Annotated in this window: 19 protein-coding genes; 11 read left to right on the top strand and 8 right to left on the bottom strand. The window is 64.0% G+C overall.

Going from position 1 to position 23707, the window contains the following annotated elements; translation table 11 throughout:
- Positions 1–79: 79 nt before the first annotated feature.
- Positions 80–1237, bottom strand: a complete 1158-nt coding sequence (gene iolM / locus NDI85_RS17320; protein WP_188997173.1) for a scyllo-inosose 3-dehydrogenase — start codon at positions 1235–1237, stop codon at positions 80–82.
- Between the two features lie 74 nt (positions 1238–1311).
- The gene (locus tag NDI85_RS17315; RefSeq protein WP_310916470.1) at positions 1312–2097 is read right to left on the bottom strand and encodes a glucose 1-dehydrogenase; all 786 of its coding nucleotides are present in this window, start codon (positions 2095–2097) and stop codon (positions 1312–1314) included.
- 93 nt (positions 2098–2190) lie between these two features.
- Here NDI85_RS17315 and NDI85_RS17310 point away from each other — a divergent pair, with 93 nt between their 5' ends.
- Positions 2191–3696, top strand: a complete 1506-nt coding sequence (locus NDI85_RS17310) for a CoA-acylating methylmalonate-semialdehyde dehydrogenase (protein ID WP_310916469.1) — start codon at positions 2191–2193, stop codon at positions 3694–3696.
- 143 nt (positions 3697–3839) lie between these two features.
- On the opposite strand, the gene NDI85_RS17305 is transcribed toward NDI85_RS17310, so the two are convergent.
- Positions 3840–4631 (bottom strand): HpcH/HpaI aldolase/citrate lyase family protein, encoded by a 792-nt coding sequence (locus NDI85_RS17305; protein ID WP_188997165.1) that lies wholly within the window; start codon positions 4629–4631, stop codon positions 3840–3842.
- Between the two features lie 339 nt (positions 4632–4970).
- Between NDI85_RS17305 and NDI85_RS17300 the strand changes: the two genes are divergently transcribed.
- Both NDI85_RS17300 and NDI85_RS17295 read left to right on the top strand, forming a co-directional pair.
- A complete protein-coding gene (locus tag NDI85_RS17300) occupies positions 4971–6206 on the top strand; it encodes a mandelate racemase/muconate lactonizing enzyme family protein (RefSeq protein ID WP_188997163.1) in 1236 nt (411 codons plus the stop codon).
- Between the two features lie 436 nt (positions 6207–6642).
- Positions 6643–7620, top strand: coding sequence for a TIGR03557 family F420-dependent LLM class oxidoreductase (locus tag NDI85_RS17295; protein ID WP_188997159.1), 978 nt, complete (start codon positions 6643–6645; stop codon positions 7618–7620).
- Between the two features lie 68 nt (positions 7621–7688).
- Here NDI85_RS17295 and NDI85_RS17290 read toward each other — a convergent pair whose 3' ends face one another.
- Positions 7689–8696: a C-terminal binding protein gene (locus NDI85_RS17290; protein ID WP_310916468.1), complete on the bottom strand. Its 1008-nt coding sequence runs from the start codon at positions 8694–8696 to the stop codon at positions 7689–7691.
- 340 nt (positions 8697–9036) lie between these two features.
- On the opposite strand from NDI85_RS17290, the gene NDI85_RS17285 reads away from it, so the two are divergent.
- The 4 genes from NDI85_RS17285 to NDI85_RS17270 all read left to right on the top strand — a co-directional run bounded on the left by NDI85_RS17285 (position 9037) and on the right by NDI85_RS17270 (position 13530).
- The gene (locus tag NDI85_RS17285) at positions 9037–10350 is read left to right on the top strand and encodes an extracellular solute-binding protein (RefSeq protein ID WP_310916467.1); all 1314 of its coding nucleotides are present in this window, start codon (positions 9037–9039) and stop codon (positions 10348–10350) included.
- 96 nt (positions 10351–10446) lie between these two features.
- On the top strand, positions 10447–11391 hold the full coding sequence (locus NDI85_RS17280; protein ID WP_188997155.1) for a carbohydrate ABC transporter permease: 945 nt from the start codon (positions 10447–10449) through the stop codon (positions 11389–11391).
- A complete protein-coding gene (locus NDI85_RS17275) occupies positions 11388–12305 on the top strand; it encodes a carbohydrate ABC transporter permease (protein WP_188997153.1) in 918 nt (305 codons plus the stop codon). The genes NDI85_RS17280 and NDI85_RS17275 overlap by 4 nt, the downstream gene beginning before the upstream one ends.
- Positions 12306–12390: 85 nt before the next feature.
- Positions 12391–13530 (top strand): ABC transporter ATP-binding protein, encoded by a 1140-nt coding sequence (locus NDI85_RS17270; protein WP_188997151.1) that lies wholly within the window; start codon positions 12391–12393, stop codon positions 13528–13530.
- Between the two features lie 50 nt (positions 13531–13580).
- On the opposite strand, the gene NDI85_RS17265 is transcribed toward NDI85_RS17270, so the two are convergent.
- On the bottom strand, positions 13581–14648 hold the full coding sequence (locus NDI85_RS17265) for a glucose 1-dehydrogenase (RefSeq protein ID WP_188997149.1): 1068 nt from the start codon (positions 14646–14648) through the stop codon (positions 13581–13583).
- A 109-nt stretch (positions 14649–14757) separates the two neighbouring features.
- On the opposite strand from NDI85_RS17265, the gene NDI85_RS17260 reads away from it, so the two are divergent.
- Positions 14758–14967 carry a hypothetical protein gene (locus tag NDI85_RS17260; protein WP_188997147.1) on the top strand — a complete coding sequence of 70 codons (210 nt, stop codon included), beginning with the start codon at positions 14758–14760 and terminating at the stop codon, positions 14965–14967.
- 71 nt (positions 14968–15038) lie between these two features.
- The gene (locus tag NDI85_RS17255; protein WP_188997145.1) at positions 15039–16145 is read left to right on the top strand and encodes a Gfo/Idh/MocA family protein; all 1107 of its coding nucleotides are present in this window, start codon (positions 15039–15041) and stop codon (positions 16143–16145) included.
- A gap of 19 nt (positions 16146–16164) precedes the next feature.
- On the opposite strand, the gene NDI85_RS17250 is transcribed toward NDI85_RS17255, so the two are convergent.
- Positions 16165–17247 (bottom strand): Gfo/Idh/MocA family protein, encoded by a 1083-nt coding sequence (locus NDI85_RS17250; RefSeq protein ID WP_188997143.1) that lies wholly within the window; start codon positions 17245–17247, stop codon positions 16165–16167.
- Between the two features lie 223 nt (positions 17248–17470).
- Between NDI85_RS17250 and NDI85_RS17245 the strand changes: the two genes are divergently transcribed.
- Positions 17471–18400 carry an EamA family transporter gene (locus NDI85_RS17245; protein ID WP_188997141.1) on the top strand — a complete coding sequence of 310 codons (930 nt, stop codon included), beginning with the start codon at positions 17471–17473 and terminating at the stop codon, positions 18398–18400.
- 123 nt (positions 18401–18523) lie between these two features.
- Here NDI85_RS17245 and NDI85_RS17240 read toward each other — a convergent pair whose 3' ends face one another.
- Positions 18524–19339, bottom strand: coding sequence for a sugar phosphate isomerase/epimerase (locus NDI85_RS17240; protein ID WP_310916466.1), 816 nt, complete (start codon positions 19337–19339; stop codon positions 18524–18526).
- A 55-nt stretch (positions 19340–19394) separates the two neighbouring features.
- Positions 19395–20246, bottom strand: coding sequence for an aldo/keto reductase (locus NDI85_RS17235; RefSeq protein ID WP_310916465.1), 852 nt, complete (start codon positions 20244–20246; stop codon positions 19395–19397).
- 1036 nt (positions 20247–21282) lie between these two features.
- Between NDI85_RS17235 and ppsA the strand changes: the two genes are divergently transcribed.
- Complete coding sequence (ppsA, locus tag NDI85_RS17230) at positions 21283–23571, top strand: phosphoenolpyruvate synthase (protein ID WP_310916464.1); 2289 nt, start codon at positions 21283–21285, stop codon at positions 23569–23571.
- Positions 23572–23707 lie beyond the last annotated feature (136 nt).

The following is a 23707-nucleotide window of genomic DNA, read 5'->3' as shown; positions in this document are numbered from 1 at the left end:
CCACAGCAGCGTTTCGGTTCTGCCCCTTTAGCTATACTCGCTAGCTATACGTATCGGCTATACGCAAGTGTATAGCCACCTAGCTCATCTTGACGAGGACTTTCCCGTCGACGCGCTTCGTTGCTTGTTCGATGGCCGTATCGGCGTTCTCGAGGTCGAACGTCGAGGTGACGATGCCGCGGTTGTCGAGTTGGCCGCTCGCCATCAGACGGATGACTCTCGGGAACACCTGTTGGCCGGTGTGGCCCTCGGAGCCGTACAACTGGGCGCTGTTGCCCTGATACTTCCGGAGCGCTATTTCGGGGTCAGAGCCGGCGTTACTGATGTGAACCACGTTCGCACGCTCGGCTAGCGTGTCCTCGATGACCGGGTACGTCTGTGAGACGGCACCGCTCGTCTCGACGTGTACGTCGGCGCCTTCGCCGTGAGTGACCTCCTGTACGGTCTCGACCGGATCGACCTCGATGGGGTTGTAGACGTGTTCGAACCCGAGGTCGTGGGCGATCTTGCGGCGCTGGTCGGACGGTTCGAAGGCGATGACTTTGCCGGCGCCGGCCGCCCGGGAGACGTTCATCCCGGTGAGACCGATGGGCCCGACGCCGTGGTAGACGTGGTAGTCGCCGGGCCAGATGCCGTCGGCCCGCCCGAAGAGGCCGTAGTAGCTGATAGTGCTCGGTTCGACGGTCGCGGCCGCGCGGTAGAGTTCGTCCTCGTCGTCGTAGGTCCGTTCGAGCGACGCGACGCTCCAGCAGATTTTCTCCGGGACGGTGACGTACTCCGCGAACGCGCCGTCCATCGTGAACCCGATCTGCTCGAAGTTCTCACAGTGGCCGTGGAACCCCTGCCGGCACATCTGACAGCGGGCACAGTAGTCCGTCACCTCGGCGGTGACCGGTTCGCCCTCCTCGAAGAGGTCGGCGTCGGCGCCCGTCTCGACGACCTCCCCGGAGAACTCGTGACCGGTGACGGTCGGGAACCGCGTGTACGCCGAGTAGTGCATGTACCCGTCGTCGTCCGTCTCCAGCATCGAGACGTCGCTGCCACAGACGCCCGCGTACTTTACGCGAACCAGTACTTCGTCGTCGGCGGGGTCGGGTCGCTCCCGCTCTGTGACACGTAGCTCGGGGTCTTTCCAGACCTGTGAGGAGTTCATCGCGCGGTGTCGGTTCGCTTCGTCCTCGGACAGGTCGTAGTCTGGACGCGGACTCCACTCCGCGTCGAGTACGAGTGCTCGCATCGTTGGCACAGAACACCCAGCGCAATATAACTGTACGGGGTCAGGCCTCTCGAAAATCGCCGTCTCGACCCCACTCAGAACGTCTGCCACCCGCCGTCTACGTACACCATCTCGCCGGTGACGTAGTCGGCCTGCTCGCTCGCTAAGAAGAGCACCGTCGGCGCGATGTCCTCGGGATAGCCGGGGCGGTCGAGCGGAATCGGCTTCGTGAGGTCGCCCGCCGCGACGGACGCTTCTTTCTGGTCGGCACCGGCGCCGAACTCCGTGGCGATGTGGCCCGGCGCGACGGCGTTGACCCGGATGTCGTGGTCTGCGAGTTCGAGCGCGGCCCCCCGGGTAATCATGCGGATGGCACCTTTCGTGGAGTCGTACGGAATCTGGTCCGCCTGTGCGTGCGTCGAACTTATCGAGGCCGTGTTGACGATGACGCCGCCATCACCGCGGTCGCGCATGTCGGCGGCGGCCGCCTGCGTCCCGAAGAACACGCCGTTCGTGTTGATTCCGTGGATGGTCTCGAACGTGTCCGGGTCCACAGAGAACAGGTCGCCGCGGGTGAACCACCCGGCGTTGTTCACCATCACGTCGACGCCGCCGTACTCGCGGGCCGCCTCGACGACGGCCGCGATCGCGGCTGGATCGGAGACGTCCGTCTCGACGTACTCGGCGGTCCCGCCGGCGGCCTCGATGGCCTCGTGGGTCGGGCGGTCGGCGTCGGTGTCTTTCGGGTCCGAGTCGACGTCGGCGTTCAACACTGTCGCACCGGCGTCGCCGAACGCCAGCGCGATGGCGCGACCGATACCGGAACTGCCGCCAGTGACGATGACCGTCTCTCCCTCGAACTCGAAGGTAACGCGTCCCATAGGCTCATCTACGGTTCGTTCCAGTTAAATGGGCCGATTCACACCCCCTACGTGCGTAACATCTATGTAGCTCGGTGTAGACGTTCCCAATGCATGACCAGCAAGCAAGAGCAGTCGCCAGCGGCGACTGCCGTACCCGACTCCGTAGAGAACTACGTCGGTGGCGAGTGGGTCACGATCGAGGGCGACGCGGGACAGCCAGTCGTCAACCCGGCGACGGGCGAGACACTGGCAGACGTCACGTTCTCCGACCCCGAGACCGTCGACGAGGCCGTCCAGACGGCCACCGAAGCCTTCGAGGACTGGCGCGCGACCTCACCGGTCGATCGCGTCCAGTACCTCTTTGATCTGAAGCAGGAACTCGAAGACCGCCAAGAGGACATCGCACAGGCGCTCACGTGCGAACACGGCAAGACGCTCGGCGAGGCACGCGGGGAGATTCGCCGCGGCATCGAGAACGTCGAAGTCGCCGCCGGCATCCCGAATATGCTCCGGGAGGGCAGCGGCAACGTCGAGGGCGTCGCGAGCAACATGGACGAACACGCCGTCCGCCAACCGCTGGGCGTCTTTACCGCTATCACGCCGTTCAACTTCCCGGCGATGATTCCGCTGTGGTTCCTGCCCTACGCCGTCGCGACGGGCAACACGTTCGTCCTCAAGCCCAGCGAGAAGGTCCCGCTCAGCTCCCAGATTATCTTCGAGGCCATCGAGGCCGTCGACTTCCCCGACGGCGTCGTCAACCTCGTCAACGGCGGCGCCGACACTGTCAACGCTCTGCTGGAACACGACGACATCGCCGGCGTCTCCTTCGTCGGGTCGACGCCCGTCGCACAGCACATCTACGAGACGGCCGCAGAACACGGCAAGCGCGTGCAGGCACAGGGCGGCGCGAAGAACTACGCCGTCGTCACGCCGGACGCCGAACTCGAAGCGTCGGTGCCCAACATCATCGGCTCCGTCTACGGCAACGCCGGCCAGCGGTGTCTCGCCAACGACGTCGTCGTCGGCGTCGGCGACGTCTACGACGACCTGCGCGAGGAGATTCTCGACGACGTCGACGAACTCACCGTCGGCAACGGCCTCGACGAGGACACCGACGTCGGCCCGCTCATCACGGGCGAGTCCGCAGAGCGCGTCATCGACATGATCGAGGACGCCGTCGACGAGGGCGCGGACCTCGTCGTCGACGGGCGTGACTTCGAACACCCGGACTACCCCGACGGGAACTTCCTCGGCCCGACGCTGCTGGAGAGCGTCACGACCGACATGGACATCACCCAGACCGAAATCTTCGGCCCGGTGATGGCCCTGACGAAGGCCGAGGACCTAGACGAGGCCATCGAGATGGTCAACAGCACCGAGTACGGCAACGCCTCCTCGCTGTACACCGAGAACGGTGCCGAAGCGCGCAAGTACCGCTACGAGGTCGACGCGGGCAACATCGGCATCAACGTCGGCGTCTGTGCGCCGATGGGCTTTTTCCACTTCGGCGGTCGGAAGGGGTCGTTCTTCGGCGACCTACACGCCCAAGGCGAGGACGCGGTGAACTTCTACACCGACAAGACCATCGAGATCCAGCGCTGGTACAGCAACGACTGAACTCCTGCGGCCCCAGCTCCAAATTTCGAGCGCGACGGCGGTTTTCCGGGATAGTTCGGATCGAGAAGCGGTCGGTTCGTCGCTGGCAGCGACTCCACGAGGCGGTGTCTCGGTCGTGAGCGCTTCGGCAGAAACTGAACGGCTCAGTCCGACGACGCGGGGACTCGTTCGTCGAGCGCGGCGGCGTAGTCCGCTATCGCTCGGTCGACGCTGTCCATCAGGAGCGAGATGTCCTTGCCGGCGATGAGGAAGTCGAATCCTTGCTCCAGTCGCGAATCGATAGCGTCGATGTCGACGGTGAGCGTTCCGACGGGGACGTCGGCGTTCTGGCTCGCCTCGATGACCTGTCCGATAGCCTCACCGAACTCGTCGGAGTCCCACTCGGCAAACAGTCCCAGCGACCCCGAGAGGTCGGCAGGGCCGACGAACAGTGCGTCGATGCCGTCGACGTTGGCAATCTCCTCCGCGTTTTCGAGCCCTTGCCGGGTCTCTATCTGTGCGATCGTGAGGATGGAACCGTTAGCGTTGCTCACGTACTCCTCGAAGTTCCGGCCGTAGCCCGTCGCGCGGCTCCCGGCGATGCCCCGGATACCCTCGGGCGGATACCGAATCGACTCGACGAGCGACCGGGCTTCGTCGGCGTTGTCTATCATCGGCACCATGACGCCGGCGACGCCGATGTCTACCACCCGTTTCAGACGGACGGGGTCGTTCCACGGGACGCGGACGACGGCCTCCGTCCCGCTTCTCGCGGCGTCGACGCCGCGGGCCATGTTCTCGACGGTCTCCAGCGACATCGTCGTGTGTTCCATATCGACCAAGACGAAGTCCAGGTCTAGCTGTGCCAGTCCCTCCGCGACTTTCGGGTGGCCGATGGAGAGCCACGTGCCGAGCGGATGGCCGCCTGCGTCGATCGAGTCCTTGATATCGGTCATAGCTGTTTTCGTCCGGCCAGTATCGCCGAGACGAGAGTCTCCCCCGACGGATACTGGCTCCCTATATCGACTCATTAGTCGGAGGCACAAAAATGTGTATGCTTCTCACAGTTCGTGGCACCCACGCGCTTCCGAATCCGCGCCGATAGGCGACCGGTCAGACGCGGGATACCCACCGGAACTTATAACAGGCCGAGCGATGATACGGGAAACGATGGGATTCGGCGTCGCCGCGTACGAGGCTATCACGCGTCCGCTACTCGGCGACGGCCGAATCGCCGGTACCCACCCCGGTCGACGGCCGACCGGACGCCGACACGGCAATCCCGAACCACAACTATGTACGAAGATTTCGCTTCCAAACTCGCAGCGACCATGTGGGCCGACTTCGACGAGACGCCCCGTCGTACCGACGGCCCCACAGCAGAGATAACTGACCTCGAGACGGTGGTCGTCGACGGGAACTTCCCGTGGACCATCGTCACCGTCGAGACCAGTGAGGGCGTCACCGGCATCGGCGAGGCCTACCCCTCGCCCGGCGTCCACGAGATCATCACCGACTATCTGCGGCCCGTACTGGTCGGCGAGAACCCGACCGACGTCGAACGGCTCTACAACCTGATGCGCGAGAGTCTCTCCGGGCGCGGTTCACAGGAGGGCGTCGGTACCATCGCCATCAGCGGGGTCGAACTCGCCCTCTGGGACGCCGCCGGCAAACTCCTCGATCAACCGGTGTATCAGTTGCTCGGCGGGAAGATGCGCGAGGAGGTCACCGTCTACGCCGACTGTCACGCCGGCGAGGCGATGGTCGAGTCCGCCGAGGAGGGCCAAGAGGAGTCCACCTACGAACCGGAGGCGTACGCACAGGCGGCGCGCGCGGCCGTCGACGACGGCTTCGACGTCGTGAAGTTCGACCTCGACGTGCCGTCGGGGCGGGAGATAGACACGCTCTCGCGACACTTCGATCCGCCCGAAATCGAACACAAGCGGCAGGTCGTCGAGGCCGTCACCGAGGAGATCGGCCACGACGCCGAGGTGGCCGTGGACCTCCACTGGAACTTCAGCCCCGAGACCGCAGAGCGACTCTGTCGCGCGCTCGAACCGTATGACCTCGCGTGGATAGAGGACCCGCTCCCGCCGGAGAACACCGACGCGATGCGAGAGTTGAAGCGCCGCGTCGACGCGACCATCCTGACCGGCGAGAACCGCTACGGCCGCCACGGCTTCCGGGACCTCATCGAGGAGCAAGCCGTCGACTTCCTCGCGCCGGACGTCCCCAAGACCGGCGGCATCGCCGAGACGAAGAAGATAGCCGACATGGCCGAATCCTACTATCAGGCGCTCATCCCGCACAACATCGGGAGTCCTGTTGCGACGGCGGCGACCGCTCACGTCGGCGCGACGGTGCCGAACTTCGTCGCACTGGAGTACCACGCTCGCGAGGTGCCATGGTGGGAGGACCTGCTCGCCCGCGAGGAGGACTTCATCCAGAACGGCCGGATTCAGATTCCGGACGCCCCCGGTCTGGGCATCGAACTGGACTGGGACGTCGTCGAGGCCCACCGGAAGGAGTAGCAGCGTCGCGCCGCCCAGACACCTGCTCCCTTTTCTGTATGCGACTCCGTTCGCCTCCCGCAGTGTCTTCGCCGTCGAAACGAGCGATCCGAGCGTTCCAGACGCCGAACGGCCCGGTGTGACCAGAACACTGATAACGATTCTCGATGAATGATAGCGTATGCCACGGGAGAGCGGCAGTGAAAGCATCGCACAGTGCCTCGAGAAGGAGCGTCGGGTACCTCGTCGGTATCCCGGGTCGCGGGAGCATCCTGCTGATAGACGTGGTCGACGACGCCGCCGTCGGTTCGCCGAGCGGGTCTCCGAGCCGAGCGAACGCGACGCCGCTCTCTCGGGGGGCGGTCGAACACGACGGGCCGGCGCTGGGCGAGTCGCCAGCGAGAGACGACAGAGACGGGCGGCGTGACGACTGGTACCGCCGTTTGATTCACAACCCATGGTTGCCATCGATTACGACGCACATCAAGAACAGTACGAACCCGACGAACTACTCCGCTACGCCGAGTTAGCCGAAACGGCCGGGTTCGATATGATCTGGACGTCGGACCACTTTCACCCGTGGTTCCACAGTCAGGGGTCGTCCGGCTTCGCGTGGTCTTGGCTGGGAGCACTCAGCGAACGGACCGACCTCCCGATGGGGACCTGCGTGACGGCGACGACCGGACACTACCACCCCGGACTCATCGCACAGGCGTTCGCGACGCTGCAGGTGATGCACGACGAAACCGTCGTCCTCGGCGTTAGTACCGGCGAGGCGATGAACGAGAAGCCACTCGGGTTCCCGTGGCCCGAGTATCCCGAGCGACGACAGCGGCTCAAGGAGTCACTCGAAATCTGCCGCTTGCTCTGGGAATCCGACGATTTCGTCGACTACGACGGCGAGTACTACCAACTCGACGACGCGCGGCTATACACCAAGCCGGAGACGCCGCCCGAGATACACGTCGCGGCGAACGGGCCGGCGACGGCGTCGCTCGCCGGCGAGTACTGCGACGGGTTCATCACCGTCTTGAAAGACGAGGAGTACACCGACAAGCTCTATCCGGCGGTCCGTCGGCACGCCGCAGACGCGGGACGGGACCCCGATGCAGTCGAGACCACGCTGCTGGTCACGGCGTCGTATCACCCGGACTACGAGACGGCCTACGAGGCGACGAAGCCGTGGTGGGCCGCGACACAGGACGTCTTCGGCCGCGGACTCGCTAACCCGAAGGAGATAGAGGCGGAAGGCGAGAACGCCACTCGCGAGGAAGTCGAACACAAGTTCCTCATCGCCGACGACCCGAGCGACGTCGCCGCACAACTGGAGGCGTACGCCGAACTCGGTTTCGACCGAATCACCCTCGGGAACACCAGCCCCGAACCCGAGCGGTTCTTCGAAGTGATGGGCGACGACGTCATCCCGTCGCTGTAACGCCGTCACCGATTCTCGAGCGGGCCTCTCGTGTAACCATCTGCCAGCGAAAACCGCGGTGCCGGGACCTACTGTGGCTCGTTGACCGGGTTCTCTGGAGCCGTCCCTTCGAGGACGCGACGGACGTCCCGGGCGGCCGTCCGTCGTCGTTCCTCGTTCGCTTCCTGCGAGAACCACGCGACGTGCGGCGTGAACACGGTGTTATCGAGGTCGCGGAGCGGGCTCTCGAACGGCGGGGCCGCATCGTCCTGACTGGACGGTTCCGTTTCGAATACGTCGAGTCCGGCCCCGGCGATCTCGTCGTCGCGCAACGCGTCGACGAGGTCGTCTTCGACCACGAGTCCGCCGCGCGCGACGTTGACGAGAAACGCCGAGTCCTTCATTCGCTCGAACGCTTCAGCGTCCATGGTGCCCTTCGTCTCCTCTACGAGGGGCGCGTGCAGCGAGACGGCGTCGGAGACAGCCAGCAGCTCCTCGAACTCGACTTTCTCGACGTCCGCTCGGGCCATCTCCTCGGCGTCGATGTACGGGTCTGACGCGACGACGTCCATCCCGAAGGCCTGTGCCTTCTCGGCGACGAGTTTCGCTATCGTCCCGAACCCGACGAGTCCGAGTGTCTGTCCCCGAAGCCGGTGAACCTGTGTCGTCGTCACGTCCTGTGCCCACACGCCGTCGTGCATGGCGGTATCGTACGTCGAGAGATTCCGCTCGAGAGCGAGCAAGAGCATGATGGTGTGCTCTGACACCTCGTCCTGACAGTATACGGGAACGTTGACCACGTACATCCCCCGCTGTGCGGCGCGTTCGGTATCGACACCGTCGACGCCGATGCCACAGCGGGCGATGACCCCACAGTAGTCGAGTGAGTCGATGACAGCAGACGTATAGGGGGCGGCCAGAAGCCTGTCGATGACGGCGTCGACGTCGGCGAGTTCCCGTTTCAGGTCGTCGGTGGTTTCGATGTCGACTGGACGGAGCGTCACGTCGAGGCCGTCGAACACTGCTTCTTCTACGCGCAGGTCGAACGCGCTCCCCGCGGTGACACCGACAGTTCTGGTACGGTTTGGTTTAGTCATACCGCTGCGTGCTCTTCTCGGACCGATCGAAAAGTAGTTTTCTATGCCGTCGGTCGCGTTCGCTGCGCTGCCACTATGCCGGAGGGTCGCGGTGAGTCGAGGGCCGACCAGCAGCATGACCCGACGCCCGGGACGTCCTCCACGCCCGAATCGGACCTCGAAACATTAGTTTCGAAATAAACAGTTGAACTCAACAGCATGATTTATTACGTAGGAAAGATAGGGTGGTGATGTGACCCGAGTTAGCAATGAGGAGACGGATAGTGGCAGTGAGACGAACGACTCATCTGGACGACGGCCCACGTCACGGCGAAAGTTCATCGGTGCGACCGCAGGTGTCGTGGCCCTATCCGGCCTCGCCGGTTGCGGAGGCGGTGACGGTGGCTCCGGCGGCGACGGCGGTTCGACCGGGTCCGGATCGAACCAGACCGCACAGGAACTGTCTATCGCGGCCGTCGAGGGGTCGGGACGCCTGTTCAAACGTCTCGTCGACGAGTACGTGGCCGAGGATACGGGAATCACGGTCAACGTCGAACTGTTCCCGTACGCGAACCTCTTCGAGAAGACGAACAGCGTCCTCTCGACACAGGGCGATGCGTACGACATCGCGTTCATGGACGACCCGTGGTTCCCGCAGTTCGCCGGGCACGTCGATCCGATTCAGCAGTGGCTCCCGGAAGACCTGCCGACGGACCAACTCATCGACACCACCGTCGACATCGCGACGTGGCCCACGCCGGGTGCGCCGAACATCCCGTCCGCAGAAGGGATGGACCAGCAGATTCGCGGGCAGGTCATCGTCGGTAACACGCAGTTGTTCGCCTACAACAGCGGGTTCTACGACCAAGTCGGCGCGGATGCGCCCGAGACGTGGGGTGACGTCTACGATGCCGGGCAGAAAATCTCCCAGCAGGTCGACGGGGCGAACGGGTACATCATCCGTGGGAAACGTGGCAACCCGGTCATGGCGAACTTCTTCGCCCTCGGGAACGCCATCGGCGGGACGATGTTCGACGACGACTGGCGGTACAACTGGGCCGGCGAGAACGGCACGGAGGCGGTCCGGTTCTACACCGAGGACCTCAAGTCCATCAGCCCTGACGGCGTCACCTCGTTCGACAGCGACGCAATCCTCAACGGATTGGCGAGCGGATCTGCCGCGCAGGCCCCGGCGTGGCCGTCGGCGGCCTCGCTCCTCCTCGATTCGGAGGAGTCCGACGAGGCGGACAACATCAAGTTCACCCCCATCCCGAAAGGCCACAAAGGTGCGAATCGACGGGCGCCGACCCAGGGGAACTGGATCATGGGTATCAACAGCTACATCGACGACTCGAAGAAGAAGGCGGCCGGCGAGGTCATCCGCTCGGCCATCTCGAAGGAAGCACAGAACAAATACGTCGAACTCGGTGGCGTGCCGTTCCGCCACGACACCTTCGAGGAGAACATGGACGCCCAGCCGTGGTTCCCCGCGCTGTACGAGAGTCTCCAGACCGCACAGTACCGGCCGCGGACGCCGCTGTACTCGGAGTTCGGCATCGGGCACGGCGAACTGCTCAACGCCGCGCTCGCCGGCGACCTCTCCCCGAGCGAGATGACCCAGAAGGCAAAAGAGCAGGTCGAAGGCATCCTTGCAAACGCGAACTACTACGAGTGAAACAGACAACTATGGAACGCGATTCACGCCCGACCCTGACGTGCCCCGGTGCCCGTCACGTAGCGATAGCCCCATCACCGTCCAGAGAGGAGACCGATGGCGACTGACACGGACGGCGAGACAGTGACCTCGGAGGTCGCGCAGTTCAGCACGGATACCTCTAGCCGTGAGGAGGTGCTGCTGTGGGTCGACGACCACCTGAAGTGGTTGATGACGATTCCAGCGGTGCTGATTCTGTTCTCGCTGACGTTCTATCCGTTGCTTCGTGCGCTGCAGTTCTCGACGCAATCGTATCTGCCGACCGGGACGGTCTTCGTCGGTATCGAGAACTACGTGCAACTGCTCAGCGACGGGGCGTTCATCAACTCGCTGGTCGTGACGGCGAAGTTCGTCGGCATCGCCGTCACGCTCGAGTTCATCCTCGGGTTCGCCATGGCGCTGGTGCTGAACAAGAAGATCAAAGTCAGGGGCCTCTGGCAGACGCTCATACTGATTCCGATGATTCTCTCTCCGACGGTCATCGGACTGATCTGGCGGCTCATGTACGCGCCCAACGGCCTGTTGGACTACATCGCCGCGCCGCTGACCGGCGGGGCGAACGTCGGGTGGATCAGCGAGACGAGCGTCGCGCTGTACTCCGTCATCCTCACGGACATCTGGCAGTGGACGCCCCTCGTGGTGCTGGTGCTGTTCGCGGGACTGCAGTCGGTTCCGGACGACATCAGTGAGGCGGCGATCATGGACGGCGCGTCTCGACGACAGCGCTTCATGGACATCACGCTGCCGTACCTCAAGTCGCTGATCGTGTTGATTCTGATCATCCGGCTGGTGGACGCCCTCCGCGTGTTCGCGAAGGTGTTCATCCTCACTCGCGGCGGCCCGTCCGACGCGACGAACGTGATCAGTATGGAGATGTACCGGACCGCGTTCCGGTTCAACAACTTCGGCGAAGCGTCCGCGATGGCCGTATCGCTCCTCGTGTTGGTGTTGATACTAGCCATGAGCTTCGTCAATATCGCTAACGTGGAGTTCGGCTCATGACGACGAAACAAGACACCCCGGTCGAAACGATGCCCTACACGGAACCGTCGGGGCTCGAAAAGCTACACGAACGCCTCACGGAGACGGGACTCACGAAGGCCGGCGTCTACGGCGCGCTCGCCGTCTTCCTCGTCTGGACGCTGTTCCCAGTCTACTGGCTGGTGACGGCCACCCTGAAGACGCGCGAGACGCTGCTGTCGTTCCCGCCACAGTGGATACCCGTCGACGCGCAGTTCGCCAACTTCGCGCGACTGTTCGCAGAGCGGCCCGAGTTCGTGACGTTCATCACGAACAGCGTCATCGTCACCGTCGTCACGACGGTCATCGCGACGACCATCGGTGCGATGGCCGCGTACGCGTTCGTGACGTTCGATTACCCCTACAATCTGGACTTTCACCTCCCGTTCTACATCCTGTCGACGCGGTTCATGCCGCCTATCGTCACGATAATTCCCCTGTTCGTCATCTTCCGCGGGTTCGGGCTCGTGAACACGCTTCGGGGACTCATCCTCGTCTACACGATGTTCAACATCCCGTTCGCGGTGTGGATGATGAAGGGGTTCTTCGAGGAGGTACCAGAGAGTCTCATCGAGTCAGCGATGATCGACGGGCACACCCACCTGGGTGCGTTCTTCAAAATCGTGCTGCCACTCGTAAAGCCCGGGCTCATCGCGTCGGCCATCTTCACGACGATCATCACGTGGAACGAACTGCTGTTCGCCGTGATCCTCGCACAGAGCTCGCAGGCCATCACGGTCCCTGTGGGACTCGCTTCGTTCGTGACGAAGTTCTCGGTGCAGTGGATCAACATGAGCGTCGCGGCGACGATAGCCCTCGTCCCGGTCTTGCTGTTCGCGTTCATGGCGCGCCAGCAACTCGTCAGAGGGTTCAGCATGGGGGCAGTCGGCAAATGACCGCCTACTGCCGTCTACAGGTGAGCGGGCGTGCCGGACGGTCGGCACCGAACCGAGTCACTGCGACAACGGAGGTTGACAAGCAATGGTAACTGTCGAATACGATTCAGTCAAGAAGGCGTACGGCGAAACGATAGCGATCGAGGACATCGACCTCGAGGTCGACGACGGCGAGTTCACGATTCTGCTCGGCCCGAGCGGGTGCGGCAAGACGACCACGCTCCGGTGTCTCGCAGGGCTCACCGAACCCACCTCGGGAACGATCACGCTCGACGGCCACGACGTGACCAACGTCCACCCGAAGAACCGGAACATCGCGATGGTGTTCCAGAACTTCGCGCTGTACCCGCACATGACCGTCCGAGAGAACATCGGCTACCCGCTGAAAGTCGCCGACGTCGACAAAGAAGAACGCGAGAATCGCATCGAACAGGTCGCGGAGACGCTGGAGATTCCGGAACTGCTCGATCGGGACATCGCCAACCTGAGCGGTGGGCAACAACAGCGCGTCGCGCTGGGTCGGGCCATCATCCGCCGCCCGGCGGTGTTCCTGATGGACGAGCCACTGGCGAACCTCGACGCGAAGCTGAAGATCAGCATGCGCAGTCGAATCAAGGTGCTCCAGCGGGAGATGGACATCACGACGCTGTACGTCACCCACGATCAGGAGGAGGCGATGTCGCTCGGTGACAAACTCGTCGTGATGGACCAGGGGAACATCCAACAGATCGGGAGCCCCGACGAAGTGTACCACCAGCCGGTGAACCGGTTCGTTGCGGGGTTCATCGGGTCGCCCTCGATGAACTTCATCGAGGTCACGCATTCGGAGGGCCAGATTCAGGCCGTCGACGCGCCGGCGGCCTTCGACGTGACGCTCGACGACGCCGTCACGAAGCGATACAGCGGCACCGACGAGATGACGCTCGGCGTCCGCCCGCAGTACTTCACCATCCACACGGACGAGACTGCCAACGCTGTCGAGGCCGAGGTCGAAGTGACCGAACCACAAGGTGACGAACAGATAGTCGAAGTGGCCGCTGGCGACGTGAGCCTGACCATCGTTGCGCCGAGTACCATCGATACGACGCGTGGCGATACAGTGTGGCTCACGCTGGAGGACGAACTCGTCCACGGCTTCGATCCCGATACGGGCGACCGAATCGGCGACCCCGAAGAGATGGTTGCGACGACGCGTGCTTCCTCGTCGGCGGGGTCGAAGTCATAGACTCAAGCGCTTCGACTACCGCTCGTCCCGTCCGCTCGCGACAGAGTCCGTCACTTCTCGAAGGAGACGACCGTCTTTATCGTCTCGTCCGTATCGCTCAGTGCGTCCTCGACTCCGTCGACGGCGTACACGCCGCTGACGAGGCCGTCGAGGAGCGACGTAGGCACCGCCTGTAACCACTCGACCGCAGCCTCGAAGTGAGGTCGGCGCGAGTTCACGACGCCGAGGACGCCCTTGTTGTTGACGACGAGGTCCGAGTGGAAGCCGCCACCTTCTACCTCGAACGTGCTATCGCCCGGTATCCCCTGTAGGGTCACGATGCCGTTGGGACCCAGCGCGCTCACTGCCTCGATAGAGTGCTGTGGATAGCCGGTCGTCTCGAAGACGAAGTCCGCCGGTTCGTAGACAGCGGGAAACTCACTCAGTTCGGTCTCCCGCGAGTCGACGTACGTCCCGCCGACCGATTCGACGAACTCGATGGTCGGGTCGGGCCGGTCACGCCGACCGAGACAGTACGTCCGATCGAACTCGTCGCCCGTCGAGAAGCGAGCGAGCGCCAGCAACCCGAGGTTGCCGTTGCCGAGGACGAACGCGCTCTCCGGTCGCCAGTCGAACCCCGAGCGAGCCGTGAACGCCTGATCGAGCGCTTTCTCTGCGATGCTGGCCGGTTCGACGAAGAAGCCGTAGTCGGCGCGGTCGTCCGGCACGGAGACGAGATATTCCGGTTCGACGGTGAAGTACTCCGCCATGAATCCGTGTGCGCCCGTGATTCCGCACTCGTGGAACGTTCCGGGCGGCGCCATGTCCAGTTCCTCGTTCTCGGCGAAGCGCGACGGCGGGTCTTTCGGCCTGCGGACCATGGGTGTGACGACGTCTCCCCGCTCGAAGGAACTGCCGGTCGGGTCCTCGACGACGCCGACGGCCTCGTGACCGACGACGAGGTGGTCGTCGCCGTCCGGAGGGTCGCCGCCGATGTCGCCGGCGACGATTCGCCTGTCGGAGCCGTCGATACCGACGTGGAGCGTCCGTACGAGCACTTCGTCGTCGGCCGGCACTGGTTTCGGTTTCTCGACGACGCGCAGGTCCGGCCCCTCAGGATAGAGTGCGACGGCTTGCATTGGAACAGGGAGAGAGTTCAGTCCGCCGAGTAATAATCATTCGCCTGCGCTCGTGCGGCGGTCGGCGACAGCACATAGATTTTTCATCGCCTCGGTCGAATGCTGTCGTATGGTAGCAGCTACCAGTTCGAGAACGTATCGACCCGAGCGAGAGGGCGGACCGAGGACTGAACGGTATCCCCACGGACGAAGCGTCGTCGGCACTATCGAGCGGGGCGGTCCAGCACTCGCGGCGACGCGGGACGCGCCGCGCGTCACGGCGACAGCCGACGAGTCCACACAGAGAGCCGACACTGCGGTCGTCGACCACACGAGGTGAGTGGGCATGCAACGACACGACCCTAACTGGACGGCATCGTTCGATACGCCGGTCGGCAAGCGAGGTCACTGATGACGCTCGACGTCGGCTTCCTCGGCTACAGTTTCATGGGGAAGGCCCACGCGAACGCGCTCGCCCGCCTGCCGATGTTCTTCCCGGACGCACCCGAGGTGAACCGCTCGGTACTCGTCGGCCGGACCGAGAGCGCGGTCCGGTCGGCCGCAGATAGACTGGGGTTCGACCGAGTCGAGACGGATTGGGCGGACGCCGTCGACGACGTCGACGTACTCTACAACCTCGGACCGAACCACGTCCACGTCGACCCGACGGTTCGGGCACTGGAGAACGACGTCCACGTCTTCTGTGAGAAACCGCTCGCGCCGACGCTCGACGGCGCTCGGGAGATGGCGGCCGCGGCCGAAGCGAGCGACGCGATAGCGGGGGTGGCGTTCAATTACCGCTATCTTCCAGCGATACAACTCGCGAAGCGGCTGCTCGACGCCGGCGAGTTCGGCCGGATTCGTCGGTTCCACGGCCAATACCTGCAGGGCTGGCAGGCCGACCCCGACGACGAGTGGACGTGGCGAAACGACGAGGCGAGCGCCGGCAGCGGTGCCGTCGGCGACGTCGGCGCTCACACCATCGACCTCGCTCGATTCCTCGTCGGCGACCTCGAACGGGTCTCTGGCCACCTCGAAACGTTCATCCACGAGCGTCCGACCGGCGACGGTGAGAGGGAACCGGTCACGACCGACGACGAGTACTCCGCCCTCGCCGCCTTCGAGAACGGTGCGATGGGCGTCTTCGAGGGGTCCCGGGTGGCAACGGGGCGAAAGGGAGACAATACGGTCGAGGTGTACGGGTCGAAGGGCGGCTTCAAGTTCTCGATGGAGCGGCTGAACGAACTCGAAGTGACCACCGAGACGACCGACGGCTTCGACCGCATCCTCGTCACGGAGGACGATCACCCGTACATGGACGCGTGGTGGCCCACCGGCCACATCATCGGCTGGGAGCACACCTTCGTCCACGAGAACTTCGAGTTCCTGTCGGCTATCGCAGACGGGGGATGCTACGAGCCGAGTTTCGATGCCGGGCTTGCCGCACAGCGCGTCGTCGACGCCATCGAGCGGAGCCACAGTCAGGAGACGTGGGTTTCTCTGCGTCGACGGGAGTGAGAACCGGACTACGACCGCGTCAGTCGTCGGTGCGCGGCGTCTCCCCGCGATAGGTCCGGAACAGGTCGACGATGACGCGCAGGTCCTCTCGCGCCTCTGCGAACGTCGTTCGGACCGGGGACTCGTCCTCGGTGGCCTCGATAAAGTACGCCAGTTCTCGCTTGAACGGTTCCTCGTACGATGGCGTCTCCACCGTGTCTGTCAGTTCTTCGAGCCCCTGTTTGATGCGGAGTTCCGTCGGCGTGTTCTTGATGAACGGGTTCGAGAAGTCGATGGAGACCATCCCGTCCGGCGAGTCGACGCGGATGAACTCCTCGAACCACTTCCGGTCGGAGTCCCCGGTCTCTAAGATGCACTCGGTGCCGTCCTCGTAGGTCATGTGTGCCGTCGCGTAGCGGCCGTCGGCCAGCACGTTCACGTGGTCGATGCGTTCGACGTCGCCGAACAGCCCTCGGAGCGCGTTCACGTCGTGACATACGTGTTCGAGTTGGAAGTCGTAGGCGTCGACGAGCATCTCGTCGTCCGTGCCGATGGCCTGCTCGATGTCGGCCTGCCGTTTGGCGCCGCTCTCCTCGATGACCGACTCGGGCGGCGAACCGGGGACCAGATCGTACACCTCCTCGACGATTCGAAAGTGGTCGGGGTCGACGTCGTAGGCGGTGACGAGGTCTATCTCGTCTAACTCGCCGACGACCTCCTGGGCTCGCTCGTAGGACGGGTCGTAGCGTTTCATGTAGGCGACCATCGCCGTCGCATCGCTCGCCTCTGCCGCCTCTACCATCCTGTTTGCGTCTTCGAGCGACGCCGCGATCGGCTTCTCGATCAGCGTGTGGATGTCCGCACCGAGCGTATCGACGGCGACATCGGCGTGTGCGTGTGACGGCGTGAGGACGACGACGGCGTCGAGTTCGTCACCGACGTCGGCGAGGAGTTCCTCGTGTCCCGCGTACACGTTCGGGACGTTGTACCGCTCTGCGAGCGTCTCCGCTCTATCCTCCGCAGGGTCGGCGAAGGCGTGGAGTTCTGCCGCCTGTAGCTCGGCGAGGTAGGGGATGTGCATGACCTGTGCGACGAGGCCGCAGCCGACGATTCCAAATCGCATTGTCCGCAGTTCTCTGTCGTGAGGTTTATACTTTCTGGTGGCCGCGGTCCGGCCACTGCTGGTGTGTCGACCGACCGTCCACAGGAGTAACATTGATACAGTGAGCCAGAGACGTACCGACACCAGTTCCGACAATCATGAGCACAGAGACAGACCGCCGCGACAGATCACGCATCGAGACGCCGACCGACAGCCACGACGGACCGACCGAACAGCGGCGACGATGATCGTCGAACTCAGCGCAGCGCTCGCGCTACTCGCATCGGTTTTCTCGGGACTGCAGGCCATCAGCGTCGAGTACGGCCTATCGAGCGGGGAGTACGACGACGACCGGTCGCCCGCGCTCGCGGCCGCCTTCATCAGTATTCTCGTCAGCGTCCTCGTCTTCTGGGGCCTGTTGTTCGTCCGAGGTGCCGCGCTCGGTTCGCTGACGATCGAGACGGCCGCACCGTTCGTCGTCGCGGGGCTCGCGAATCCGGCGGCGTTCCGACTGCTGTACTTCCAGAGCATCGACCGCATTGGCGCGCGCGTCTCCGCGGCCATCGTCAGTGCCAACCCTGCCATCGCCGCGATACTCGCCGTGCCGCTGTTCAGTGAGCCCTTCACTGTGGTCTCGGGTATCGGCCTGCTGTGTATCGTCGGCGGCGGCGTCGTGTTACAGGTCACAGAGGGCGCAGACGAGTCACACGACGACCTCCTCGTGGAGGAACTCGCGAGCGTCGGCGTTCGTGACCTCGTTCTCCCCGTCGGAGCGATGCTACTACTCGGCTGTTCGTTCGTCCTCGTGAAGATCGGACTGAACGGCTACGGTAACACGCTGGTCGGGACCGCTGTCGGACAGACGTCGGGGCTCGTCGCGTTCGTGTTGCTGTTTGGCGCCTCCAGCGCGTCGCGCCGTCGGGTCGGTATCCGCGACCGAGTGGCGCTCGTCGCGTTCACCCTCGCGGGCGTCTTCGTCGCGGGGAACTGGCTCGCGTGGTTCTCCGCGCTTCGCATCGGGACCGTCGTGACCGTCGTCCCGCTCTCGAACGTCTACCCGCTCGTCGTCGTCGCGCTCTCGTATGCTCTCGCACGACAAGTTCCGCAGTCGCCCCGCGTTCTCTCCGGCATAACGAGCATCGTCGTCGGGGCGACGCTGATGCAGTTAGCCTGATACTGGTGGCTGTAAGTTCGTACAGATATTCGCCACCCCGGGGTGACGAATTACTTCAGTTTGTTACAGCCACCAGTATGAGACTGGTCCGTCGGGTCCGAGGAGACGACCGAACTCGCCGCCTCACTCAGCGGTGAGTTGTCGCCAGTAGTCGTAGTTCTCCATCGCGTGGACGAGCGGCTTTTCGGTCTGGTTCTCCATCTCGATGGTGTAGTGACCGTCGTAGCCGACCGCCTCCAGCGCCTCGTAGACCCCGGCGAAATCGATGATGCCCTCGCCCAGATCCGTGAACGAACGGAAGTAGTTGATGACGTTGTCGAGGTGGAAGTCCCCCTCGGTGAGACTGTCACGAACGTCGGCGAAACCGGTCGGCGGGGCCACGTCCTTGAGGTGGACGTACGCGATGTCGTCGGCGAACCGCTCGATACCGTCGGTCACGTCACCGTCGGGAAAGTTCTCTCCATAGGGGTAGTAGTGGGCGGTGTCCCAGAGGAGTTCGAGGCCGTCGACGGCGTCGAGCAAGTGTCGGACCTCCGCCGCGTTCTCGACGTGGGTCGCGCCGTGGTGGTGGACGAGCGGCGTCACGCCGGCGTCGGTCGCCGCCTCGGTTATCTGGGTGAACCACTGTTGGACTGTCTCGTCGTCCTGTCGCCCACGCTGTGGTGGCAAGAGCCCGAGATACTCGGCGCCGAGGTCGGCGACCCTCGGTACGTCGTCGACGACTCGGTCGACAGCCGCCTCGGTTTCGAGCCACTCGCTCATCACGCAGTAGAGGTCGAGGTCGTTCGCCTCGAGTAGCCGTCCGACTGTGTCGAACCCCGTCGTCCTGATCTTTTCAATGCCGATCTCTGCGCCGTCGTACTGACAGGCAGCGATGTCACGGAGCGCTCGGTCGATGTCCGCCGCGTCGTACATGATAGTCGTGTATCCAACGCCCATACACCATCAGGGAGCGTGAGACGGTAAATAGGTTCGGGTGGCTCCGTCGACGGCGCTACCAACTCATCCAGTCGGGGTCTTCACAGCGATGGGTCCGCTCGATGTCGTCGATGCGCGCGATGTCCTCGGCGTCGAGGTCGACCGAGAGCGCCTCGAAGTTGTCCCGGAGGTGGTCGACCGAACTCGTCCGCGGGATAGCAGCGACGTCGTCCTTCGAGAGAAGCCAAGCGAGGGTCACGACCGCCTCGGAGACGCCGTGTTTCTCCGCGACCGCCGAGATGGCGTCCACCTCGAACACTTCGCCCTGTGCCAGCGGCGAGTACGCGACGACCTGCGTGTCGGTGTCCGAGAGGAAGTCACGGAGTTCGTCCTGCTGGAGCAGTGGGTGCATCTCCACCTGCAAGGCGTCGATGGGGACGTCTACGAGGTCCCGAGCGAGTTCCATGTCCGCTATCGTGTAGTTGCTCACGCCGAGATGGTCGACGACGCCGTCCTCGACGTACTCTTCGAGAACCGGGAGGACCGTCTCGATGTCGGCCTGGCTTCGCGGCCAGTGGTGATACAGCAGGTTGATGCGCTCCAGTCCGAGGCGGTCGAAGCTCTCCGCGACGGCGCGACGGACGTAGGACTCGGTCTTCGCTGGCTCCTCGAAGTGTGCGACCTTCGTGGCGACGAAGAGGTCGTCCCTGTCGACGTCGCTGTCCGCGATAGCCTCCCCGACCTCGCGTTCGTTCTCGTAGAGTCGGGCGGTGTCGAGGTGCCGGTACCCGACGTCCAGTGACGCCGCGATGGTGTCTCGTCCCGTCTCTCCCGTGAGAGAGTACGTTCCCAAGCCGAGCCGTGTCTGTTGGTCGAACACGTCTTGGCCTTCTCGGTCGAGGATTAAATCTGTGACGGGTACGGCCATCACTCGGGCCTTGGCGGGGCCGCGACGTCGCTGATACCGGTCGACGCGACTGTTCCGGAGTCTACAACGTGGTCGCGTCTCCGACCCATACGAGCGGGAGCCGTGCGATCGTAATACTCCGACCACACAAGTCCCGGAGTCACTACGTCTGTGGGTTGGTCCCGTTCGAACCACCTGTTCGCGTAGTGCGAACGCCTTCGGCACGAGAGGATAACATACGTACACGCGTTATTACCGTCGCGGCCGGTGGGACGGCCCGAGGCAGTCCATCGAATCCGCCGTCTGCGGTCCGATATCGCGGTCCCGTAAGGCGGACGGTGGTCGCTCTATCAGCGAATCGTCGGAACGCTGTCGACCACAGCGTTCGTCAGTAGCGAACACAACCGCCGCACGTGAACGTATAGCAAGGAGTTGGTCACAGCCACCCTGACCGGTCGGTCGCTGCCGACGTGGGCCGGTGCGGGCGGCGTGTCGTTTCTGTGGCCGATACCGCCGCGTCACAGGGGACTGACGTCACAGGCGTGGGTCTATCGTGTCGGGTCGTATGCCGACCGTTCGTGCCGATTCCCCCTCCTGTCCGGCGACAGCGTCCCCGTCGATGCGTGACTTCGCGGCCGCATTCGTTCGGCCTCTGCGAACTACCAACACTTCGAACGGTAGTCGACCGAGTGCCGGCTTCCGGTTCCAGAGCGTATGTGTCAGATATCGGTAGCGGACCGTCTGAGCTGCTATAGTAGCCATCGAAAATCGATGCACACCCGACCGCACGACGGCGGTGCGGTCGGTGTGTGAACCGTTTCAATTGTTACTCTAGTGGCGCTCGGGGCTGGCGACGCCGGCGTTGGCGAGGTATCGCGTCTCGAAGGAGGCCGTGTGCGATATCGAGCGCCTCGGCGACACGCCCGGCATCCACGACGACACCGGTGACGCTTGGCCGGAGCGGTAGGTCGAACCTTGTCCTGTCGGCGCACTCATCGGTCGTGTGACGGCGGCCCGGCACGGAATTTATATACCGGTACGTCTGTATCGTAGGTACATGCCAGTAGCTTGGTTGAGTGCGATTAGTACCAGCGACGTCGATAGCGCCGGTGGCAAAGGCGCCTCGCTCGGCGAGTTACGCGACGCGGGGCTTCCGGTGCCACCCGCATTCGTCGTCACCGCCGAGACGTACCGGGCCTTCATCGAGGAGGCCGGCATCGCGGACGACCTGTTCGAGGCCGTCGACGTCGATAGCGAGGACTCCGCCGCCCTCGCGTCAGCCGAACAGCGAGCGCGCGAACTCATCGTGGATACGGACATCCCCGAGCGCGTCGAGTCGTCGATTCTGGCCGCCTACGACGACTTCGAGGGTGACCCGTTCGTCGCGGTCCGCTCCTCGGCGACGGCCGAAGACTTGCCCGACGCCTCCTTTGCCGGCCAGCAGGAGACGTTCCTCAACGTCGACCGGGCGGACCTGCTGGACCGAATCAAGCGATGCTGGGCGTCGCTGTTCACCCAGCGGGCCATCTACTACCGCGACCAACAGGGCTTCGACCACGAGACCGTCGACATCGCCGTCGTCGTCCAGCGGATGGTCGACGCCGAGAAGTCCGGCGTCATGTTCACCCGGCATCCCTCGACCGGTGAGCCCGAAATCACCGTCGAAGCCGCGTGGGGCCTCGGCGAAGCGGTCGTCTCCGGTGCCGTCTCGCCGGACAACTACTCCTACGATCGCGAGGCGGAGTCCATCGAGACGGTGACCGTCGCGACGAAAAAGACCATGCACGTCCGCGACGACGAGACCGGTGAGACGGTCGAACGGTCGGTTCCGGACGAAAAGCAGGACGAACGCGTCCTCGACGAGACGGAACTGGCAGAGCTACACTCCCTCGGGGAACTGATCGAGGACCACTACGACCAGCCACAGGACGTCGAGTGGGCCACCAGCGACAGCAGTATCTACCTCCTCCAGTCGCGGCCGATAACGACTATCGAGGGGTCTGCCGACGAGTCTCGTAACGACCACGCCGATACGGACGGTGGCGGGACCAGCGACGTACTCGTCGACGGACTCGGCGCGAGTCCCGGCACGGTCACGGTCACGGGCACGGCCCGCGTCGTCGGCACGCTCGACCAACTCGATAAAGTCAATCAGGGAGACATCATCGTCACGGAGATGACGACGCCCGACATGGTCCCCGCGATGAAACGAGCCGGGGCGCTCGTCACGGACGAGGGCGGGATGACGAGTCACGCGGCCATCGTCTCCCGCGAGCTCGGCGTCCCTGCGGTCATCGGGTCCGAGAACGCCACCTCGACGCTGACCGACGACCAGATGGTGTCGGTCGACGGTGACCGCGGCGTGGTCGCCGACGGACACAGGGAGCCTGCGACCGATGGCGAGCCACGGTCGGCGTCGAGTGGCCGACCCGACGGGTCGGCCGGCGACACCAAACCGATGACGGCGACGGACATCAAGGTCAACGTCTCGATTCCCGAAGCAGCCGAGCGGGCGGCCGCGACGGGCGCCGACGGCGTCGGTCTGCTCCGGGTGGAGCACATGGTGCTGTCGACGAACAAGACGCCCCAGCAGTACGTCGACGACCACGGCGAAGAGGCGTTCGTGAACACGCTTACGGACTCCATGCGGACCGTCGCCGAGGCGTTCTATCCACGGCCCGTCCGCGTTCGAACGCTCGATGCCCCCTCCGACGAGTTCCGGCAACTGGAGGGCGGCGACGACGAACCGAGCGAACACAACCCGATGCTGGGGTATCGCGGCATCCGCCGGTCGCTAGAAGAGCCAGAGACCTTCAAACTCCAGTTGCGCGCGTTCAAGAAACTCTACGAGATGGGGTACGACAGTCTGGAGTTGATGCTCCCGCTGGTGACCGACGCCGAAGACGTCCACCGAGCGACGGCGTCGCTGCGAGAGGTCGGGATCGACCCCGAGAAGCGCGACTGGGGCGTGATGGTCGAGACACCTGCGAGCGCGCTCTGCATCGAGGAGCTCTGTGAGACGGGGCTGGATTTCGTCTCGTTCGGCACGAACGACCTCACCCAGTACACGCTCGCCGTCGACCGCAACAACGGTACGGTCGCGGACCGCTACGACGAACTCCACCCGGCGGTGATGGGGTTGCTCCACGACGTCATCGAGACGTGCCGAGAGTACGACGTATCGACGAGTATCTGCGGGCAGGCGGCCTCGAAGCCGCGCATGATTCAGGAACTCGTCGACGCCGGCATCACCTCCGTCAGCGTCAACGTCGACGCCGTCCACGACGCCCAGCGCGAAGCCAAGCGCGTCGAACAGCGCCTCATTCTCGAATCTGTTCGGGATTGAGGGCAGACGCCGGACGGCTACCGGCCGATGCGGAACCAATGGGGGGACGACCACATCGACGAAGGGGCGCATCGACGAAGGGGCGCATCGACGAAGGGGCGCATCGATACCGCAGGCCACTCGCTTCACAGTTCGA

Source organism: Haloarcula sp. S1AR25-4, assembly GCF_031624555.1.
Classification (GTDB): domain Archaea; phylum Halobacteriota; class Halobacteria; order Halobacteriales; family Haloarculaceae; genus Haloarcula; species Haloarcula pellucida.
This window is presented reverse-complemented; position numbering and strand designations above follow the sequence as displayed.

Excerpts from the sequence above, each read along its gene's own strand:
- NDI85_RS17270 (WP_188997151.1), top strand. The coding sequence starts at position 12,391 with ATGGTAACTGTCGAATACGATTCAGTCAAGAAGGCGTACGGCGAAACG.
- NDI85_RS17310 (WP_310916469.1), top strand. The coding sequence starts at position 2,191 with ATGACCAGCAAGCAAGAGCAGTCGCCAGCGGCGACTGCCGTACCCGAC.
- ppsA (WP_310916464.1), top strand. The coding sequence starts at position 21,283 with ATGCCAGTAGCTTGGTTGAGTGCGATTAGTACCAGCGACGTCGATAGC.
- iolM (WP_188997173.1), bottom strand. The coding sequence starts at position 1,237 with ATGCGAGCACTCGTACTCGACGCGGAGTGGAGTCCGCGTCCAGACTAC.
- NDI85_RS17315 (WP_310916470.1), bottom strand. The coding sequence starts at position 2,097 with ATGGGACGCGTTACCTTCGAGTTCGAGGGAGAGACGGTCATCGTCACT.
- NDI85_RS17295 (WP_188997159.1), top strand. The coding sequence starts at position 6,643 with ATGGTTGCCATCGATTACGACGCACATCAAGAACAGTACGAACCCGAC.
- NDI85_RS17280 (WP_188997155.1), top strand. The coding sequence starts at position 10,447 with ATGGCGACTGACACGGACGGCGAGACAGTGACCTCGGAGGTCGCGCAG.
- NDI85_RS17275 (WP_188997153.1), top strand. The coding sequence starts at position 11,388 with ATGACGACGAAACAAGACACCCCGGTCGAAACGATGCCCTACACGGAA.
- NDI85_RS17290 (WP_310916468.1), bottom strand. The coding sequence starts at position 8,696 with ATGACTAAACCAAACCGTACCAGAACTGTCGGTGTCACCGCGGGGAGC.
- NDI85_RS17250 (WP_188997143.1), bottom strand. The coding sequence starts at position 17,247 with ATGCGATTTGGAATCGTCGGCTGCGGCCTCGTCGCACAGGTCATGCAC.
- NDI85_RS17305 (WP_188997165.1), bottom strand. The coding sequence starts at position 4,631 with ATGACCGATATCAAGGACTCGATCGACGCAGGCGGCCATCCGCTCGGC.
- NDI85_RS17255 (WP_188997145.1), top strand. The coding sequence starts at position 15,039 with ATGACGCTCGACGTCGGCTTCCTCGGCTACAGTTTCATGGGGAAGGCC.
- NDI85_RS17300 (WP_188997163.1), top strand. The coding sequence starts at position 4,971 with ATGTACGAAGATTTCGCTTCCAAACTCGCAGCGACCATGTGGGCCGAC.
- NDI85_RS17235 (WP_310916465.1), bottom strand. The coding sequence starts at position 20,246 with ATGGCCGTACCCGTCACAGATTTAATCCTCGACCGAGAAGGCCAAGAC.
- NDI85_RS17240 (WP_310916466.1), bottom strand. The coding sequence starts at position 19,339 with ATGGGCGTTGGATACACGACTATCATGTACGACGCGGCGGACATCGAC.
- NDI85_RS17265 (WP_188997149.1), bottom strand. The coding sequence starts at position 14,648 with ATGCAAGCCGTCGCACTCTATCCTGAGGGGCCGGACCTGCGCGTCGTC.
- NDI85_RS17245 (WP_188997141.1), top strand. The coding sequence starts at position 17,471 with ATGATCGTCGAACTCAGCGCAGCGCTCGCGCTACTCGCATCGGTTTTC.
- NDI85_RS17260 (WP_188997147.1), top strand. The coding sequence starts at position 14,758 with ATGGTAGCAGCTACCAGTTCGAGAACGTATCGACCCGAGCGAGAGGGC.